The sequence below is a fragment of the Streptomyces sp. NPDC007346 genome (assembly GCF_040703535.1).
GTDB lineage: Bacteria > Actinomycetota > Actinomycetes > Streptomycetales > Streptomycetaceae > Streptomyces.
Genome location: NZ_JBEYKR010000003.1, coordinates 78,786 through 97,292 on the forward strand (window position 1 = coordinate 78,786; position 18,507 = coordinate 97,292).

The 18,507-nt window shown below is 69.3% G+C and carries 12 protein-coding genes; 4 read left to right on the forward strand and 8 right to left on the reverse strand.

Features of this window, described 5'->3' with window-relative positions; translation table 11 throughout:
- Positions 1-194: 194 nt before the first annotated feature.
- On the reverse strand, positions 195-842 hold the full coding sequence (locus tag AB0917_RS01820; RefSeq protein ID WP_366817460.1) for a LysE family translocator: 648 nt from the start codon (positions 840-842) through the stop codon (positions 195-197).
- 262 nt (positions 843-1,104) lie between these two features.
- Between AB0917_RS01820 and AB0917_RS01825 the strand changes: the two genes are divergently transcribed.
- Positions 1,105-2,448 carry a PLP-dependent aminotransferase family protein gene (locus AB0917_RS01825; RefSeq protein WP_366817461.1) on the forward strand — a complete coding sequence of 448 codons (1,344 nt, stop codon included), beginning with the start codon at positions 1,105-1,107 and terminating at the stop codon, positions 2,446-2,448.
- Between the two features lie 659 nt (positions 2,449-3,107).
- On the opposite strand, the gene AB0917_RS01830 is transcribed toward AB0917_RS01825, so the two are convergent.
- Together AB0917_RS01830 and brxD are read right to left on the reverse strand one after the other, a co-directional pair.
- Positions 3,108-5,219 carry a DEAD/DEAH box helicase gene (locus AB0917_RS01830; protein ID WP_366817462.1) on the reverse strand — a complete coding sequence of 704 codons (2,112 nt, stop codon included), beginning with the start codon at positions 5,217-5,219 and terminating at the stop codon, positions 3,108-3,110.
- Between the two features lie 29 nt (positions 5,220-5,248).
- The gene (brxD, locus tag AB0917_RS01835; protein ID WP_055559992.1) at positions 5,249-6,577 is read right to left on the reverse strand and encodes a BREX system ATP-binding protein BrxD; all 1,329 of its coding nucleotides are present in this window, start codon (positions 6,575-6,577) and stop codon (positions 5,249-5,251) included.
- A gap of 97 nt (positions 6,578-6,674) precedes the next feature.
- Here brxD and AB0917_RS01840 point away from each other — a divergent pair, with 97 nt between their 5' ends.
- Positions 6,675-7,412 carry a DUF3800 domain-containing protein gene (locus tag AB0917_RS01840; protein ID WP_366817463.1) on the forward strand — a complete coding sequence of 246 codons (738 nt, stop codon included), beginning with the start codon at positions 6,675-6,677 and terminating at the stop codon, positions 7,410-7,412.
- Positions 7,413-7,578: 166 nt separating this feature from the next.
- Here the strand turns inward: AB0917_RS01840 and pglZ are convergent, their stop codons facing one another.
- The 5 genes from pglZ to AB0917_RS01865 all read right to left on the reverse strand — a co-directional run bounded on the left by pglZ (position 7,579) and on the right by AB0917_RS01865 (position 17,230).
- Positions 7,579-10,524: a BREX-2 system phosphatase PglZ gene (gene pglZ / locus AB0917_RS01845; protein ID WP_366817464.1), complete on the reverse strand. Its 2,946-nt coding sequence runs from the start codon at positions 10,522-10,524 to the stop codon at positions 7,579-7,581.
- Positions 10,521-14,420, reverse strand: a complete 3,900-nt coding sequence (locus AB0917_RS01850; RefSeq protein ID WP_366817465.1) for a phage resistance protein — start codon at positions 14,418-14,420, stop codon at positions 10,521-10,523. Before AB0917_RS01850 ends, pglZ begins: the two co-directional genes overlap by 4 nt.
- A 106-nt stretch (positions 14,421-14,526) precedes the next feature.
- Positions 14,527-16,419, reverse strand: a complete 1,893-nt coding sequence (locus tag AB0917_RS01855; protein WP_366817466.1) for a DUF2075 domain-containing protein — start codon at positions 16,417-16,419, stop codon at positions 14,527-14,529.
- A 203-nt stretch (positions 16,420-16,622) separates the two neighbouring features.
- The gene (locus tag AB0917_RS01860; RefSeq protein ID WP_366817467.1) at positions 16,623-16,853 is read right to left on the reverse strand and encodes a hypothetical protein; all 231 of its coding nucleotides are present in this window, start codon (positions 16,851-16,853) and stop codon (positions 16,623-16,625) included.
- Positions 16,850-17,230 carry a hypothetical protein gene (locus AB0917_RS01865; protein WP_366817468.1) on the reverse strand — a complete coding sequence of 127 codons (381 nt, stop codon included), beginning with the start codon at positions 17,228-17,230 and terminating at the stop codon, positions 16,850-16,852. The genes AB0917_RS01860 and AB0917_RS01865 overlap by 4 nt, the downstream gene beginning before the upstream one ends.
- 186 nt (positions 17,231-17,416) lie before the next feature.
- Here AB0917_RS01865 and AB0917_RS01870 point away from each other — a divergent pair, with 186 nt between their 5' ends.
- A complete protein-coding gene (locus AB0917_RS01870; protein ID WP_366817469.1) occupies positions 17,417-18,259 on the forward strand; it encodes a helix-turn-helix transcriptional regulator in 843 nt (280 codons plus the stop codon).
- Positions 18,241-18,450 carry a DUF397 domain-containing protein gene (locus tag AB0917_RS01875; protein ID WP_366817470.1) on the forward strand — a complete coding sequence of 70 codons (210 nt, stop codon included), beginning with the start codon at positions 18,241-18,243 and terminating at the stop codon, positions 18,448-18,450. The genes AB0917_RS01870 and AB0917_RS01875 overlap by 19 nt, the downstream gene beginning before the upstream one ends.
- Positions 18,451-18,507: the final 57 nt, after the last annotated feature.

Here is an 18,507-nt window from a genome sequence, read left to right on the forward strand (position 1 = left end):
CCCACCCCCTGGGCGGCCCCGGGCTCAGAAGCCGTACGCCACGGCCCTGCCGCCGGCCGCGGCCGAGTCGTACTCCTGATCGGGCAGGGCTTGCGGCGCCCTGTCGGGCCCGACGCGTGGCGGCCGGCGGAACGCTCACCCGCTCCACCCTGAGGACCGGGTGCGGTCCACCAGGGCGGACGACCCTTCGTCGATCAGCTCGAACCGGCGGGCATCGAGGTGTCCAGGGCGACCGAGACGGCCAGGAGGGCGAGCGCCGTTCCCATCATGTAGCGCTGCACCTTGAGCCAGGAGGGGCGGCGGGCGAGGAACACGGCGATGGACCCGGCGGCCACGACGATGCTCAGGTTGACCGTGAGGGCCACCGCGATCTGGACGGAGCCGAGCACGAACCCCTGGAACAGCACGTGCCCCGACTCCAGGTCGATGAACTGGGGGATGAGGGAGAGGTACATGATGGCGATCTTCGGGTTGAGCAGGTTCGTCATCAGCCCCATCGTGAAGAGCCGGCGCGGGGAGTCGTGCGGCATGTCCTGCGGGGCGAAGACGGACACGCCCCCGGGCTTCAGGGCGGTCCAGGCGAGATGGGCCAGGTACGCCGCGCCGGCCAGCTTCACCGCGACGTACAGCTCGGGCACGGCGATGAAGACCACCGACAGCCCGAGGTTCGTCGCCAGCAGGTAGGCCAGGAAGCCCACCGCGACACCGCCGAGGGAGACCACTCCGGCGCGTCGGCCCTGGGTGATGCTCCGGGAGACGAGATAGATCATGTTCGGCCCGGGGGTGAGCACCATTCCCAGAGCCACCATCGCGACCCCGAGCACGCCGGTCAGCTCAACCATTCCCCTGCGCCGCCTCTGCTCTGTGACCTGCTCCGTGGAGCTGTTCCGGGTCGGTTCCGTCGCTCGCTCCGTGCGTTTCCGGTCTCCTACGGGAGCCAGGCATCGGAGCAATTCAACTCTAAGGTCACTTCATTTCTCGGTGCAATACGGTAGATTGAACTCGGTGCAATGCTGTGCTTCGATGCCGACGGCACGTCGACGAACGACGAACGACGAGTGGTGAGCGGCAAGCGACGAGTGGTGAGTACGGGAGGTGGGGGCCGTGAAGGACTACCGGAGCGTCGCCGACGCGGTGGCCGCGGAGATCACGGCGGGCCGGCTCGAGGCGGGTGAACGGCTGCCCACCCAAAGGGAGTTCGCCCGGCAGCGCGGCATCGCCAATTCCACGGCCGCCCGCGTCTATCAAGAGCTCGCGCGCCGGGGCGTCACCGAGGGCCACGTGGGTCGCGGCACCTTCGTACGCGACGCCTCCGGTGCCGCTGCCGCGCCGCCCGCGCTGTCCGAGCCCGCCGACAGCCGGGTCGACCTGGAGCTGAACTACCCGGTGGTGCCGGAGCAGGCCGAGCTGCTCGCCGCCGGTCTCGGCGAGCTGCTGCGCCCCGGCCGTCTGGAACCGGCCCTGCGCCCGGTCGGCGCGGCAGGTACCCCCGCCGCGCGGGAGGCCGCCGCCGACCTGCTCGCACGGGGTGGCTGGCGCCCCGATCCGGCACGGATCCTGTTCGCCGGAAGTGGTCGCCAGGCGATCTCGGCGGTCGTCGCCGCGCTCACCCGGCCGGGCGCGCGGCTGGGTGTGGAGGAGCTGACGTACCCGGTGCTCAAGGCGATCGCCACCCGGCTCGGCGTCACCCTCGTGCCGCTCGCCATGGACGAGGCCGGGCTCATCCCGGAGGCAGTGGAGGAGGCGCACCGGGCCGGGCCGCTGCACGCCGTCTACGTACAGCCCGTCCTGCACAACCCGCTGTCGCTGACCATGCCGGCGGGCAGGCTGGACCGGTTGGCCGAGACGCTGCTGACGTGCGGGATCCATGCGATCGAGGACGCCGTGTGGGCCTTCCTCCGGGACGACCTGCCGCCCCTCGCGTCGCGAGCGCCGGAACGGACGGTCCTCGTCGACAGCCTCTCCAAACGGCTGGCCCCGGGGCTGTCCCTCGGGTTCGCGGTGGCCCCCGCCGCCGTGTCGGGCGGGGTGGCGACCGCTCTGCGCTCGGGGGGCTGGGGGCCCATGGGGTTCCCCCTGGAGGCGATGGCCCAGTGGCAGGCGGCGGGGGCCGTGGAGAGACTCGTACGGGCCAAGCAGCGGCAGGCCGTGGAACGGCAGGAGATCGCGCGGCGCCACCTCGGTGACTTCGTGACCCGCAGCGCGCCCGGGTCGTACTACCGCTGGTGGGAGCTGCCGCGCCCGTGGCGTGCCGACACCTTCGTCGCCGCCGCCGCGCGCCACGGTATCGCGGTCACCCCGGCCGCCGCGTTCTCCGTCGGCCGCCATCGCGGAGCGCACGCGATCCGGCTCGGCCTCGCCTCGCCGACCGAGGAGACCCTCTCCCGGGCCCTCGCGACCCTGGGCGACCTCGCCAGGTCCGCCCCGGACGATCTCGCCCACTCCTGAGGCGGGCAGGGCGGAGGCGGTCCCGGGCTCTGTACAGTGCGCACTCGCCGTCCCGGCGGTCTCAGAGTGAGACGTTTTCTCTGTCAGTTTCGAAGAGGAATAGGCTGGATGGGATTGGAGGCCCTGCGTTTCTCTCTTCTCGCGGCAGAAGCCGTCTACCGAAAGGTCCAGCGCCGGGCCGAGCTGCCCATCGGGTCTCTGAACGGCGAAGAGGTTATCGGCGAGGCGCTGCGGAAGGCCGTCGGGTCCTGCAATGAGCAGTTCCTGACCGCGCAGCCCGGCGGCGGCCGGCCGCCTGCGCTGCTTGCCGAGGCGCTGCCCTGCGATCTCGCGCTGCTGCGGAAAGGCGTACGGCACCGCCCCGACCTGCTCACCAGCTCCGTCCGCAGGACCGTGCGCCGCATGGTCGTGATCGGCCCCAGGAACGAATCCACCGCCTCCCGGCTGGGCATGAGCGCCCGCACCGTGTCCACCCACATCCGTAAAAGTCGCCGAAGCGCTGGGCAGTCGCAGCAGGGCGGGGCTGGGCCATCTCCTCTCACAGCGGCGGCTGCCCGTACAAGGGCAGCACCCTCCCAGGCGAGGCTCCTCGCTCCCCGGCTCGTCAAAGCCAGCAGGCCACGTGTGAGCCCTGCGGATGACGTACGTCCTGGGCTCGGTCACATGGAGAACATGCCCTGCTGGAACCGCACGGCTTCGTATAGGGCCGCGCGGGCCCCGTCAAAGTCCGCCAGCCGGGCGGCGACGGTAGCCACCGCGAGCCGTTCCGGCAGGGCCGCCGAGAACTTGAGTCCGTGCACGGCGCGGCGGTCGACATTCGGAAGGACAAGGGACGCGCCACCGCCCGCAGCTTCGTGGCTCTCCCGCCACATGTCGTGCGTCAGGTCCTCACGCAGGCGCACGTAGCAGTCCGTGGGGCGTTGGACGGGATCGGCGATGGCCGGCAGTGTCGCCGCCAGTGTCGCGTTCGCGCGGTAGCCGGCCCAGGTCCACCAGCGGACGTCCGTGCCTTGGCGGCATACCAAGGAGTGTGTTGGGTGCACGAGTTCGGGTGCCTCATCCTCTCGCCAGGCAGCCAGGCACACCTCGGCCCGTCGGGTGAGGGAGACAGGAGGGTCGGCCCCGAGGAGCACGGTACGCATCGCACGGGTGAGGGCGTAGGAGAGACCGAGGACCGAGCCACTGCTCCACTTGGCGACCCCGCCGCCGTCTGCCGGTTCGACGAAGGCTCGTTTTCGGGCCCAGTCGATGAACGTCACCTGCCAGCTGCGGCCACCGAGCAGAAGTCGACGGGGCCCAGGGCGTTCTTCGGTCAGGACCGAGGGGTCCATCTGACCGATCTCGGTACGGCCGGCCAGAACCGTGAACTGAGGGGGTGCTGTGAAGGACGCTGTGAGCTCAATGAAGTGACGGCTCCCGAACCGCCGTTCCGCCTCGGTGCCGATGAAGAGGAGTCCGTCGTCCTCGTCCAGGAAGCCCTGCGACACCAGGTGACGCAGAATCGGTTTCGCGGAGAGGTCGAAGGGTGCCAGACCATTCCATTGCGTCGGCCACAACTGGTCACCGATCCGCTGCTGCTGGAGCGTGACCGCGAGCAACTGCTGGGCGACCAGATGGCGAGGCTCGGGCGGCGGGGTCACCGGCTCCACCCACCCTTCCCCCCATAGGAGAAGCAGTGCGGCTGCCTGGAGGAGGGTGTCCTTCCGGGTGGCGAGGAAGAGACAGTTGCGCGTGCTGCCTGGGCGTCTGCCCGTACGCCCGACGCGCTGGAGGAACGAGGCGACACTGCTGGGCGAGTCGATCTGGATGACGCGGTCCAGATCACCTACATCGATGCCTAGTTCCAGCGTCGACGTGGAGACGATGACACAGTCCCGGGCCTCGGCGAAGGCTTGCTCCGATCGGGCTCTTTCCTCCGCCGAGAGTGAGGCATGCGACAGGAACACGGTCACTTCCCGCTCACGCAGGGCGGCTCCCAACTGCTCGACCTGTCGTCGGGAGTCGCAGAAGACAAGTCGCTTCTCGCCGTGGTGCAGTGCGGCAATGAGCTTGGCTGCGTTCTCCAGCGATCCGACGTAGTCCAGCTCGACCTCGCCCGTCGGCGCTGGCCCGCTCGTAGAAGAAGCGGGCGAAATCACGCGGGCCGGCCGCTTCCCCGCCCCCGACCCCTGAAGCCAGGTGAGTAGCTGCTCCGGGTTCCCGACGGTCGCCGACAGCCCGATCCGCTGGACCGGGCGCCCGGTGACACGTTCCAAACGCTCCAGCACCGCGAGCAGATGCCAGCCGCGATCGTCCCCCGCGAAGGCGTGAACCTCGTCCACGACGACCGCTCGCACTCCTCCTAGAAGGTGCGCGTGATCGGTTTTCACACCAATGAGCATGGCCTCCAACGATTCAGGGGTGGTGAGCAGGATGTCCGGCCGCTCGGCACGGATGCGCTGTCTCTGCGACTCCCTCGTGTCCCCGTGCCACAGTGCGGCACGGCGTCCCAGCCACTGGGCGTAGCCGTCCACGCGCGTTACAAGGTTGTTGAGCAGTGCCTTGAGCGGACACAGATACAGCACGGACGTGCCGGACCATCGCTGCTCCGACATGGCTGACAGGATCGGCAGACAAGCCGCTTCCGTCTTCCCGCCCGCGGTGGGGGCGAGGAGAACGGCATCCTCCCCGTCCATCAGCGGGCGGATTGCCGCCCGCTGGAGGGGGCGCAGGTCCGGCCAGCCCAGAGTGTTCACCACGTGGTGCAGGACGACCGGGTCCAGGCGGTCCACGGGGTCCTCGGATGCCGGCGGCTGCGCCACTACACGTCCAGTTCGATGTCGTCCGCCGAGCGGGTGGCCGCGGAGTTCCGTTCCACGTCGGTCAGTTCGTTGCTGCTGACGGTCAGTCGGTAGTGCTGCCGAGGGTCGAAGTCGTCGAACTGGTCGACCCGGTCCAAGACGTCCCCCACCAGCTTCTTCAGGAAGAGGCGCGGTGCCACCCCGACCTTGCCGCCGAGCGCACCGCCGACCGCATGGGCGAGTTCGGCGACATAGGCGTCATCGACGACGGACACGACGCGTTCGGGGGCTGAGGCGCCCGCAGCATAGAGGTCACGGATGGTCACGCCCAGATTCACCAGCGAGTCCTGAGTGAAACCGGGCAGCCGCAATTGCACCGCGCGGGGGTTGTCGAAGCGTGGGTCGGTGGTGAAATCGGTGGCAAGCCGTTGGGCGAGTGGGGCCAGGCGCTGCACGCCCTGCTGTCCGTCGTAGAAGGCGGGCGTACCCGTGATCACAAGGTAGAGGCCGGGGAAGCGGCCTGAGTGGATCTCGTCGATGAGCTGTCGCAGCGCGTTCAGAGCTTTGTCCCGTGCATCGGACCGTACCCGCTGGAGCGTCTCCACCTCGTCAAGTACGACGAACAGTCCACGATGCCCGGAGTCGCGCAACACGGTCAGCAGCCCTTGGAGAAAGCCGAGCGCACCGAAGTGGTCGAGGTCGCCTCGGACCCCGGCTGACCGTCGAGCAGCCGCAGCGACATGTGGTTGGCCGCCGAGCCAGGCGAGTACGGCTGCCGCTGTCGCTTCATCTCCCTCGGCGAGCGCCGAGCGGTAACCGCGCAGAGCGGTCGCGAACGACGGTGCGTGCCGCGAGACCTCGGCCAGCCGGGTGGTCAGCAATGCCTCGACTTCACGGGCCAGCTCATCCTCGCTTGCGCCGGCCGCAAGGGCGTCCTCCTCCAGCGCGTAGAACCAGGCGTCCACGATGGGCCGGAGCGCACTCGGCGGAAAACTTGCCGTAGCCAGCCGTTCGGTTAGCCGCCGGTAGACGGTCTCCAGCTTGTGCAGAGGCGTCTCCGTCTCCGAGACCTGGATCTCGGCGACCGCGAAGCCAAGCCGCTTGGCCCGCTCTCCCAGCCACCTCGTGAAGAACGTCTTCCCTGATCCGTACTCGCCGCGCACTGCCTTGAACACGGCCCCGCCCGAGGCGACCGCGTCCAGCTCGCCGTCGAGTGCGGAAGCGAAGCGGTCCAGGCCCGTTGCCAGCAGGTCGAGTCCGCTGTCGGGTACGGCCCCGCGCCGCAGCGCATCGATCACGGTGCGACGACGGGCGGCAGAGGCGGGAGGATTCGGTTTCGCTGAACTCACCGGCTCAGTCTCTCACCCGGCATGAAGGGGAGCAGGGGCTGTGCCGTGGGAGCTGCTGCCTCCTTCACGGCCGGTACCGGTGTGAAAGACTCACGTTGTGTTGCTGACCTATGTCGATGAGTCATACGACCGGGACCACTACTGGATGGTCGCTCTTGTCGTGGCGGAGAAGCATCTACGTCCACTGCATCGCGCACTCGACTCCGTCGTGGCCAAGGCAGCGGACCACTACCCCGTCGACCGTCATGCTGAGCTGCACGGTCACGCGCTGGTGCAGGCCAGGGACGACTGGATGCGGATGGGCAACAAGGGCCACAACATGGTGCGGGCCCGCATCGGTGTCTACGCGGACGCCATGAAGGTGATCGGGGCTCATGACGTACGGGTCATCGTGCGGGGACTCGACCTGCGGCCACACCGCGGTGACCATTTCGGTCCCGGAGCCTGTCCCTCGCCTCACGAAGTAGTTCTTCGGCAGCTGCTGGAAGAAATTTGCGAACACGTGCAGGTGCGGGATGAGCTGGCCTTGGTGATCGCCGACGAGATCGACGGGGCGGACGACCATCGACGGCATTTCCGTGACTACCAGCAGGATGCCGCCGGCGGCAGCGTGAGCGACAACCTGCCCTGTCTCGTGGACACCATCCACTTCGCACCCTCGAAAGCGAGTCGGCTGCTGCAGGCGGCGGACCTGATTGCGTATCTGCACCGTCGGCTGGTGAGTGGACAAGACAGCGACCCACGGGCGCGCAGGGCCAACGAGATGCTCTGGGCGCATGTGGCTCCCCGTGTCGCCCACAGCCGTTGCTGGGTGCCCGATCAGCACGCCTGCTGAAGCTTCCGGCCGAGCTGTGCCGATCGCACCACGATCAGCACAAAGGCCCCGCTTCCGCGGGGCCTGAGGCGAACCGGGCGTCAGTTTCTGGAGACGTCCCTGGGGTCGAGGCTAGCACGATAGCGCGCCCGTACGACTGGCTGTGCAGAGTCCCGAAGCGCCCCGCTCAGCCCAGGTCGAATTGCTCTCGCAAGAGCCCTTGGTGCAGTCGTAGGGTCCGGCCGTCCGGCAGTGTTTCCAGGACCTGCACGCCGTCGTAATTGAGCAGCTGACGCAGGACGGCGGCGAAGCCGTCCGCGCGGGTGACCGGGAACTCCACACGTTGGGCCAGGGCCGTCACGGGGAGTGTGCCGCCTGCGTCGACGAGTGCCTGAACGGCCTGCCGAAACTTTTCCAGCTCGCGCTCGCGTGGTTTCCGGGCCAGCAGCTCGACCTGGTCCTGGAAGGCGGCCGCCCCGAACAGTCGGTGGACCAGGCTTTCGGTCTGCGTACGCAGCTCCGTCGTGACCAAGGCGTCCCCTGCCTCCTCGGCCGGGACCAGAACGACGTCGAACAGCGAGTCGTGTGTGCGTGCCAGCTCGGCCTGAGTCTTGGACGGCGCTTGCCGAACGGGCCTCTTCGGAGGAGGCGCGATATCGGGAGATGGCGGCGGCACGGGAGACGGGGCTCGCTCGTCCAGGAACCACCATGAGGGTCGCTGGTCACCCAGCTCACGCCATTCCTTCGGGGGTGTCGCTCCGAAGGGCAGGAAGGCCAGCACCGGGATGGTGAACTCTGCGAGGGACGCCCCGCCGTGGTAGCCGGCTTTGAGAGCCGTGTAGCGGGAATCCGCATCCCATAGAGCGACGATCGAGCCACCGGGATCGGGCCAGACGACCCGAGGACCGCTGAGCGGGATCTCAGCGGCTGACAGCGTCCCGCCGGGCAGGCGGTGGCGGGCCGACTCCGGGACACTCGAATCGACCTTCGTGCCACGCCGGTCCACGACGTGCCCGTGATCGCTGGTGATGAGCACGGCCATGCCCTGGGCCGCCGCCACCCGCAGCAAGTCGACCAGGCCCGGGATGTCCGAGGTTCGCCAGGTCCCGTCACCGAGCTTCTGCTCCTTGGCGAGCCGGTCGTCGATGGCGTTCAGGACGACAGCCACATGGGTGCGCCCGTCGGCGAGAGCTTCGCCGAGGGCGGGGCCGAATACATCCCCGGCGCTCGACGTACGCAGGTCGTCCTTGTGGAACACGGCTGCCGGAGCCCCGCCCCACAGCTTCTGCTGAGGGAAGAGCCTCTTCTCGTCGGCCTGCGCTCCCTTCATCAGGCGGCCTGCGAAGAGAGAGGTGCGGGAGACAGCGGTCAGGGTCGGCAGAGCCGCGGCCATGGCCCGCCGGTGAGGTTCGCCGTCCTTGACCGGATCGAACTCGGCCCACGTGGAGCGCAGCTCCTGGCCGAGTTCGGTGGCGATCGCAGCACTCATTCCGTCCAGGACGAGGAGCAGGACGCGTCGGCCGTCGGTGCTGCGGACGATCGGCTTCACCACCCGGTCCAGGAAGGTCTCCACCGTGAGCATGGAGCCGGGGTGAGTGCCCGCCGCGGTCCACGTGGCCAGCGATCGCGCGAAGGCTCGGTCGATTTCGTGGCGGCGTTCGCGGACCCGTGCGCCGAGCTTGTCGTACGCGGAACGTAGGACGGGGTCCGGATCCCCGCCGGCCTCGATGTGTTCCAACGCCTGGTCCACCCACCCGGTCTCCGCGAGGTGGCGCTCTATTCCGGCGCCGGTGGAGTCGCACGCGGTGACCGGTTCAGCGGCGAGCCACTGTGTCAGGCGCCCCCCCATCCTGGCCCGCCGGATCCGCGTCCTTGTCTCGGGGGCACCGGCCCGCCGGTGCTCCTCCAAGTCCCGGAAGGCATCGGCGAGAGCGCCGGTCCGCCTCGATTCCAGGATGTGCCCCACCGCGGCGAAGCGGGCCTCCAGACCGGACGGCAGAAGTGGGCTCGCCTGGGCAGCGGATTCTGCTCCGAATTGCCGGACGAGTGAAGCGGCCCGGTCCAGGACGGTGTCGCCGATGCGACGTGCCTCCCGGGCCTCCTCGCTCTCGGAGCCCCCGGCCCGTGTTGCGGCGGCCAACAGGACGCCCAGGTAGTCCTCACAGGCCCGCCCGAAGGCCGACGCCATGTGGTCGAGCTGTTCTCCTGTGGCCAGGGGCTGCTCTCCGAACCATCGCTCGGCCCGGCCTCGCGCCAGATAGACCTGGGCGTCCGGAACGGCGTGCTGCCACAACGCGGCGCAGACCAGCCCGAACGCCACCGCTTCCTCGCCGTGCTCGGCCTCGACCAGGGCGAGGAGAGCCTGCCCGGCAAGGCCCGCCTGGTCCTCCTCGCTCAGGAAATTCCGCAGCCCCGCGCGTTCGGGGCCGCGCAGTTCGAGCAGGCGGCCGGGGCCGCCGGGGCTCAGCGACCAGCCCAGCAGTGCGTGGGTGTCCAGAGCGTCGTCCGTTCTCCGGACCCGGTCCATCGGTCCGTCCGACTCGGTGTCGTACCGCCCCAGTCGCAACCGACGCAGGGCGAGGGCGGACAGGGCCTTTCGCCGGGAGAGCACACCGCCGGCCAGGGGAGGCCAGCCCCCGGGTGGGGTGGCGTCCAGGAGAGCCTCGGCAGCCCAGTTGGCATGCCTGAGCCGGGTGTCGACCTGCTCGGCGCCGAAAGCCTCACGGACGACGTCCCAGCTGTCGAGCGTGTCGATGCGCTTCTTGTGGACGCGGGCCAGGATTGCGGGGTCGAGTTCGCTCTGTTCGCGGTCCGTCAGGACGACGAGCACCGCGGGGCCGGTAGAGCTCCCGGTAGTGGTGGGCTCCGCCTTGTCCCTGAGCGGTTCACCGAGGTGGTCCAGGAGCAGCTCATGTACGGCAAGAGGCGAGGGGGCCGTGGAGATGCGGGCGGTACGCCCTTCGCCCCAAACCGGTTCGGCCGGACCGTCCCATTGCGGGGCGGAACGGAGGAGGACGGCACGGCGTCGCCCGGTGCCGGTGAGGGACGGGGCCAGCGATGTCTGGGACGACAGGTACTGGGTGATCGTGGCGACGTTCAGCCGGGCAATCGCCGTTGTGCTCGTGACGCTCATGACTCGACGACCCGCCAGGTGATCTCGACCGCGGCTCCCGGTTCACGGGCCGCCAGATCGGCGATCTCGGCCTGGAGCTCGGCCACGGCCCGTGCCGCAGTCGTGCGCCCGCCGCCCGACCGTCGACTCCGTGAGCCACCCGGGGCGGGCTCCGCGATCCGGTCGGTGGGAACAGGCGGGTGACTGGTCCCGGTGTTCAGCGGCACCTGGTCCGCACCGGGAGTAGCTGGCGGGATCGGAGGCGGGGGAGTGACCGTGGCCCGGTTGCGCTTCACCAGCGCGAGCACTTCGCGCTGCGTGCGGGCGAGAGCGTCCTTCAGATCGATGGTCCGCTGGTCGCTCCCGGCCGCGTTGCGCAGGGAGTCCAGCAGGGCCTGCCCCTCGGGTCCTTCGTTGACCGCCAGCTCGAGCGTGGTCCAGGACGTGTCGGTCAGGGCGCGGGCGACGTCCTTGGCCTGGGTGATCGAGGAACCGAACCGGTCCGCGCTCACCTGGCCGAGGTCGAAGGCGGCCAGTGCGTCCACTGTCTTCTTGGCTCCGGCCGCGCCCTGCCCGGCGCTCTGGCCGAGGGCGGTCAGCAGTTCGACGGACCGCCGGGCGAGGGGCAGCCGCGCGGCTTCGTCGGCACTGTCGAGCCGGAGGAATCCCGCGTGCTCCTCCAGCTTGGCCACCAGACTGATTGCGTAGTCCTTGTGGGCGTGCGCCGCCTGGACGATCTGGCGTGCGAACTGGTTGACCATGCGTCCGCGCCGCAGCGTGGGCGCGGACTCCCCGAAGATCGTGGCGAAACGCTGACGAGCCGTGTCCCAGCCCTGTTCGGAGGGCCGGGGCTGGCTGCGCAGCGCGTCGTGATCCTTGATCTGCGACAGCTCCGGTGCGGGGTCCAGCGGCATCCCGCTCCGGACCCACACCCGGTCGTCCATCTCCGCGAACGCGGCCACGATCAGCCGGGTGAGGAAGTCGGGGAGCCCGCGCGGCTGCGGCAGGTCGGTCCAGTCGGTGAGGGTGATCAGGGAGAGATCACCTGCCACCCCACGCTCCCGTGCGAGCTGCCGGAAGTGGTCGGCCCAGAAGAGCGACAGTTCGAAGTACGCCTCCTTCTGCTGCCCGAGACGCAGCGGCCCCGCGATGCGCTGGAGCAGCTTCCGGTCCGCGGCCGGCACCTCGGTCCGGTGGTCGCGAGCCTCCGCCGCCGCCCGGATATGGGTGAAGACCTTGCGGGCGTCGGCCGCCTTCAACGGGATGCCGGTGTGGTCCGGGTCCAGGTCCGGGTGCTCGGGGAACTGATCGGCCAGCAGCTTGCCCGCCACGTGCCGCAGCCCGTCCCGCATCGACTGACCGACGGAGAAGACCAGCCCGTCGACGTCCCGCAGCGACTGGAGGTGCTCGGAGAAGCCCAGCTCTACATCGGTGGGCTTCTTCTCCGCCAGCCCGTAGGCCTGCTTGAACGCAGCCTTCACGTTCTTGAGCAGCGACTCCCGCTGGGTCTCCAGCAACCCCTTGGCGCGGGCCCGGTTGTCTGCGTTCAGATGACCGGCGTACTGGGTGTCGAAACGCTGCTCGTCCGAGAGGGCCTTGTCGATGACGACGAGGCGGCAGAAGTCGGTGTACCGCTGGGCGGAGAGGTGGGCAGGCAGCCAGGCGACCGTACGCCACGGCTCGCCGTCCTGCTGCCTCTCCCGGAGCCGTCGCACCCGGTTGACGTCGTCGATGGGCCCGTACTCGCCCTCGTCGTAAGGAAGGTCGACGACGATCCGCCAAAGGCCGTCCTCGTTCGGCGACAGGTCGTGGTCGGGCAGCTCCTCCTCGTCGGCGAGGTTGCCGAAGAGGACTTCCGCGCTGCGGCTCGTGCCACGCCAGTCGAAGTTCACCCGGTTGGTCAACTGACCCTGCTCGATGGCGAGTTCCTCGGACAGGAGTCGCTTGGCGAGCGCCTGCCTGTTGCCCGGGTTGTCGTTGACCTTGGCGTTGGCGATGACGGAGTCGACGTCCACACCGGTCAGTTCGAGCCGGACACCCGGGTTCGTGTCGGTGCCGGTCTCCTTGATCTCCGGGAAGCGGCCCGCCCACTCCGCGATCTTGTTCTTCAGGATGCCGTACTCGCGGCCCGGGATCGGGGCGACGACGGACCCGTAGTTCAGGGCGGACAGCCGACGGATCGTGAGATCGGAGAGCGCGGGCACGCTGGGCGCGAGCGCCGACAGCAGCAGGGTGCCCACGATCCGGTTGTCACCGACGAAGATCTTCACCCGACCCCTCAGGTCCGGGTCGGCGATGCTGTCCGGGCCCCGGTGGGTGTACTGCTCGACGTCCTCCTCGGACACGTTGTGCGTGGCGAGCAGGTAGGGGCGCAACTTGGTGCGGTAGAGCTTGTCGGCCGCCTCGAAGACGACCTTGAGGCTGTCGGTGAACGGCTTGTCGCCACCGGCTGTGATCAGCGGGTAGAGATCGCCCACCGGGATCAGGTCCCCGAGCCGCAGCTCGTCCCGGTGGTCGGCGAGCAGCTGCCCCATCAGCTTCATACCCGTCCGGTTGCGCTGGAGGGCGGAGGAGACGTGGACGAGGGTGTCCATGAAGGCAGGGGAGAACGGGTACGTCAGCCGGAAGCTCTCCTCGTCGGCCCCCACCCCGTCGGCTCCCCGGTCCGAGCCCAGCAGGGTGTCCCACACCTCCTGGCGGACCTTGCGGGTCTTCTCGAACTCTGCGTTCACCAGCGCTGCCGACTCCGCGTCCTTCGGCGTCAGCAGCCGCGCGTGCGCCACCTGGGGCAGGTTGCGGTCCTCCAACGTGATCTTGTCGAAGCGTCCGGAGGCGAGGTTCAGCGTGTCCTGGATGGACGACTCGGCCGCCCCCGACACCTCCTCGCCCACCAGCTCGCGCAGGTCGCGCTGGCGCGCGATGAACGACACCACGGGCACGGCACGCCGCGCGTCGCCCCCCTCCACGAAGTTGGTGATCTTGCTGGCCTCGCGCGCCACGAACTTCTGGTCGTGGATCAGCGTCGCCAGCCAGAGGATCAGCTCGTCCAGGAACAGGATCAGCCCGTCGTAACCGAGAGACTTCGCGTGCTCGGCGATGACGGACAGGCCCGCGTCCAGCGACACGAACCCGTGCTCGTCCTCGGCCGCGTTCCTCGTGAAGCCGGGCAGCAGATGCGCGTTCGCGTCCTCCACCAGCCGGGCGCGCAACTCGGCCGGGGTCGACGGGCTCACCAGGTTCAGCGCACGACCCGACTCATGGACCTCCTCGGCGGCCAGCGCGGTGTCCAGCAGATCCGGCTGCCAGGCGAACGCCTCGCCCCACTCGTCGTCCTCGTCCCCACCGGTGGCCTCCGAAGGCGCGAGGCCGTCGATGATGAACCGGTCCCCGTTGCGCTCCCGCAGCGACCGGATGGTGTCGAAGAGCGCGTCTGTCCGGTACACCTGCGGCGTCGGAGCCTCCGGGTGCAGCTTCTTCACGTGCGTGACATAGCCCCCGAGGACCCGCTGCTCCAGGGCCTTCGCCCCCAGCATGTGGTAGGGCACCAGCAGGAACCGCTTCCCGTCGGTGCCCAGCCACTCGTGCTTGGACAGCACAGGGTCGAGGTCAGCACGCGACCGCGCGGCGGGGCTCCCGCTCAGCAGAGCGTGCAGCACCGCCATGAAGTGCGACTTACCCGAACCGAACGAACCATGCAGATAGGCCGCCTTCGACGTGTGCCCGTCCAGCGCCGCTTTGATCAGCCCCAGCGCCTCGTCGAAGTTGTCCCGCAGCCGCTCCGTGACCACGTAGTCCCGCAGAGCGCCCTCGGCGCCGGCCGGGGTCGTCGCCTCCGAGAGCCGGAGAACGAAGTCCGAGGTCGACAGGGACTCCTTGATGTCGATGACATCGCGGAGCAGGGGCGGCTGCTGGGCCATGGGCGGTCTCACTCTCCGGCGGGCTGATGGCAGGTGGTGTGGTCCGATCGTATGGCGTGGGTACGACAGCGGACCAATGATCCCGCCATCCCGGGACCGCCCCGGGTCAGACGGCGGCCAGGTCCTTCGCCACGGCCTCCGGGCTGACGAGGGAGCGCAGCTTCTCCCGGGTCTCCGGGTCGGTGGAGTAGATGATCGTTCCGACCATGCCCCGGGTCAGCAGCACCTTGTACGTGTTACGGATGAGCCGCGCCACGTCTGCGTCCGGGGTCGCCTTGGTGAAGACCGGGTCCTTCGACGCCGTACGGTCGACCACCCACCGGTCGGTCCGCCACACCAGGTCGGGCCCCATGATCACGCCCGACCAGTCGTACTCGAAGCCCTGCGCGGTGTACACGCACCCGACCTGCCCGAACCCGGCCGGATCGGTCGCCCACAGCGGCGCCGGCGGAGCACCCAGCACGGAGCGGTCGCCGTACAGGTTCCACGGCCGGGCCCAGTCGCCGATGACGACGTCGGTGGGCAGGGCGGACATCTCCGGCGTGATCTTCGTCGTCCACTTCCAGCAGTACCCGGCCGCCATGCGCGCCCCGTACTTCTCCGCCCGCTTGGCGATCAGGAAGTCCTCCAGCTCCTGCGGGCTCTCGGCGGTCCGCAGCTCCACCTTGCCGTCCGGCTCCCACGCGACGGGGCCGTCGCCCTCCAGCCCCAGCAGGCTCGCGACCCACTTCACGTACGCGTCGCTGCCCCCGCAGCGGAACTGGCTGTCCAGCTCCACCACTACGCAGTCCAGGCCCATCGCGGCGGCGGCCGCCCCGATCTGCTCCTTGGTCCCCATCTCGCCGGGGCGCACCACCTGGTGCTGGTCCAGCAGGAACACCGGTACGCGGGCGGCCTCGATCAGTTCGGCGACCTGGGGGCGGTCGGTGCGCAGCTCGGCCTTGGTGTAGCGGTTGGCGGACGTCTTGCGGAGCCGGTGGGACTCGTCGCAGATGATGACGTCGAGATCGTTGGGCTCGGCGGCCATGAAGCTGTTGAAGTACATGAACAACTTCTGTACCTCGGGCTTCCGGGCCCCCACGACCTTGCGCATGGTCTTGGTGAACGACGCGGAGCCGGTCGCGTGCAGAGCGGTCGCTCCGCGCCGGTACAGCTCCCCGAGGAGCGACAGGGCGATCACGCTCTTCCCGGAACCCGGCCCGCCGGTCACCACGACCACCTGCTTGTGGTTCGACCGCTTCGCCTTACGCACGGCGGAGAGCACCAGCTCGTAGGCGACCCGCTGTTCGTCGAGGAGCACGAACTGCTCACGGTCGCGGACCTCGGCCGCCGCGACCGCCATCAACTGCTTGGAGGGGCGCACCTTGCCCTGGAGCAGGAGGTCGGCGGAGTGCGCACCGGACTTCGGGGCGAGCCGCGAACGCAGGAAGTCGAGGAACGCCCCGCGCTGCTCGGCGGTGTACATCCGCCCCTGTACGTCCTCCGACACCTCGCGCAGGGAGCTGACGCCGAATTCTGTCGCGTTGTGCAGGAAGGCCACCCCGGCGACCGACTCCGGGATCCGCTCCAGCGCGCCGTTGAACGACAGCAGGTACGAGACGTAGCCCCGCACCTGCTCGACGGGGTGCAGTACGGGCCGCGGGTAGGCGTCGATCCGGCAGAGCAGCGGCTCGTCCTCCTCCGCGTACGCCTGGCTCCACTGCTTCAGCTCGACCACCACGTACGACGGCTCCCCGGTGACCGGGTGCACCCCGGCGAGCAGCACGTCGGCGCGCTTGCTGGTCAGGGGCAGGGAGTACTCGATGAGCATCTCGACCTCGCCGAGCCCCGCGTCGAGCAGCGCCCCGGTGAGAGCGGGGATGCTGCGCTTCCAGGACCGCACCTCAGAGTCCCCGGGACTACGGCCGTGCGCGTGCTTGAAGTTCTCCATCAGATGCAGCGACAGCGAACCTTCGAGGTTGCGGGCGGCGACAGACGCGGCGGACTCGCGGAACAGCAAGGAATTGCCCCCAGGCAGCACGAAATGACTCGTGCGGGTGGGGGCATGTCCTCTTGAGTCCGCTGACGCGGAACGGAAGCCCGGCGGGCCGCTGAGATGATCCTTCTCATCCTAGGACGGGGGTATGACAGGCGGCGAGGCTTTTCGAACGCGAGGCCGGGAGGACCTCTCCCGGCGCCCGCCACCGGTGGCGGGCGCCGAGGTCAGAAGGGGTGCGGCTGTCGGCTGCGGGCGTTGACCTCGGCGAGCTGCGCGCTCAGGAACTCGGCCCGGCTGAGCGGTCGTAGGTGCCCCGGATCGGCTTCCCACTCCCGGCCCCCACCGAGCGGCCGGAGCAGGACGTACGGGCTCTGATGGCCGGTTACCAGCCCGACCCGGCCGCTCCCGCTGTCGTGGACGGCCACCCCGATGCCGGGGACGCCGTCCTCGGTCACCGGGCCAGCCCGTTGGTGATCGCCGTCGCGAGGGCGTGGGCCACGGGGGCGGAGCACACCCCGAGGTGGACGAGGGCGTACCGGATCTCGCCGGGCCGCTCTGTCGCCGACTGTGTGTGGTCGTCGGCGTTCTCGCCGCTGCCGTAGGGGGAGGGCGTGCTGTGTTCGCGTACGGCGTCGGCCCACGGGGTACGGACGTCCATCGCGGGAAGCTGGATGCCGGCCCGGGACAGGGCGGTGGCGAGGGCATCGCGGGCGTCCAGGGCTTCTTGGACCTTGGCCGAGCCTGGGAGTCCGCCGGGCGGAACGGGGACGTGGGCGGTGGTGGCGGAGGTGTGCTGGGGCGTGCGGCGGGGGAGGGGCGGCTTGGAGGACATGGGGGGCCTCTTCTTTCGGCTGGTTGTTGCGCGGAACCTGCGCCCCGGCCGCGGGTCGTGAATTACCGTGCGTGAGGGGCTCGTTACGAGAATGTCCTGGTCAGGGGCGGAGTCCTGCCGAAGCCGGGGCAGCTTCCCCGGCCGGATCCGCAAGTTCCACACGTTCCACGTTTCACGGAGGGCGCGATGCCGACGAGGCGAGCGGTTACGGGCCGCAGCAGGGAACCACGAGCACGGTTCGCGGAGGAGTTACGCCTCCTGCGCACGGCGCGCGGCCACAGCCTGCGGCAACTGGGCGACCGGCTGGGCTGGGACTGGTCGCTGTTCGGCAAGATGGAGAAGGGCGAGACGGTCGGCGGCCCGGAGGTTGTTCAGGCGCTGGACACGCACTACGGGACGCCTGGGTTGCTGCTGGCGCTGTGGGAGCTGGCGGTGAGCGACAAGACGCAGTTCAAGGAGCGCTACCGGCGGTACATGGCGCTGGAGGCCGAGGCGGTGAGCATGTGGCACTTCGCGGTGAGCGTGTTGCCGGGGTTGTTGCAGACACCTGCGTATGCGCGAGAGTTGTTGGCGTCGGGTGGGCTGCACGGTACGGAGCTGACGCAGCAGGTCGACGCGAGGATGGGGCGGCGGAGCTTGCTGGAAGGGGAAGGTGCGCCGCAGTTCCGGACGATCCTCTCGGAGGCGACACTGCGGACGGCGCTGCGGGATGTGGGCGAGTGGCGGAAACAGCTTGAGCACCTGGTGGAGATGGCCGAGCGGCCGAATCTGACGCTTCAAGTCTTGCCGCAGGAGGCCGGGTTGCACGGACTGTCGAGCACGGACGTCTGGTTCCTTCGACTGCCGGATGCTCGTACGGTGGCTTACACGGAACATGGCTATGGAGGCGATCTCATCGAGGAGAACGTCGCGGTGGAGCGTGTCCAACGTGCGTACGATGCGACGCGTGACCTGGCGCGTTCTCCGGCTGAGTCGCGAAATTTCGTTCTGCGCGTGTTGGAGGAATTGCCGTGCGACCCATCGACCTGACCACCGCGACCTGGCGCAAGAGCAGCCACAGCAATCAGGACGGCGGTGCATGCGTCGAGGTGGCGGACGGCTTCATGGCTGTGGTCCCAGTGCGTGACAGCAAGAATCCGTCCGGCCCTGTGCTCACGTTCGCGGGTGGCGGCTGGTCGTCGTTCGTGTCAGCGGTAAGGAACGGCGAGCTGAGCGCCTGATCCGGCTCTGGTACGAGATGGCCCTCGCTGACACGTTCGGCGAGGGCCATCGACGTC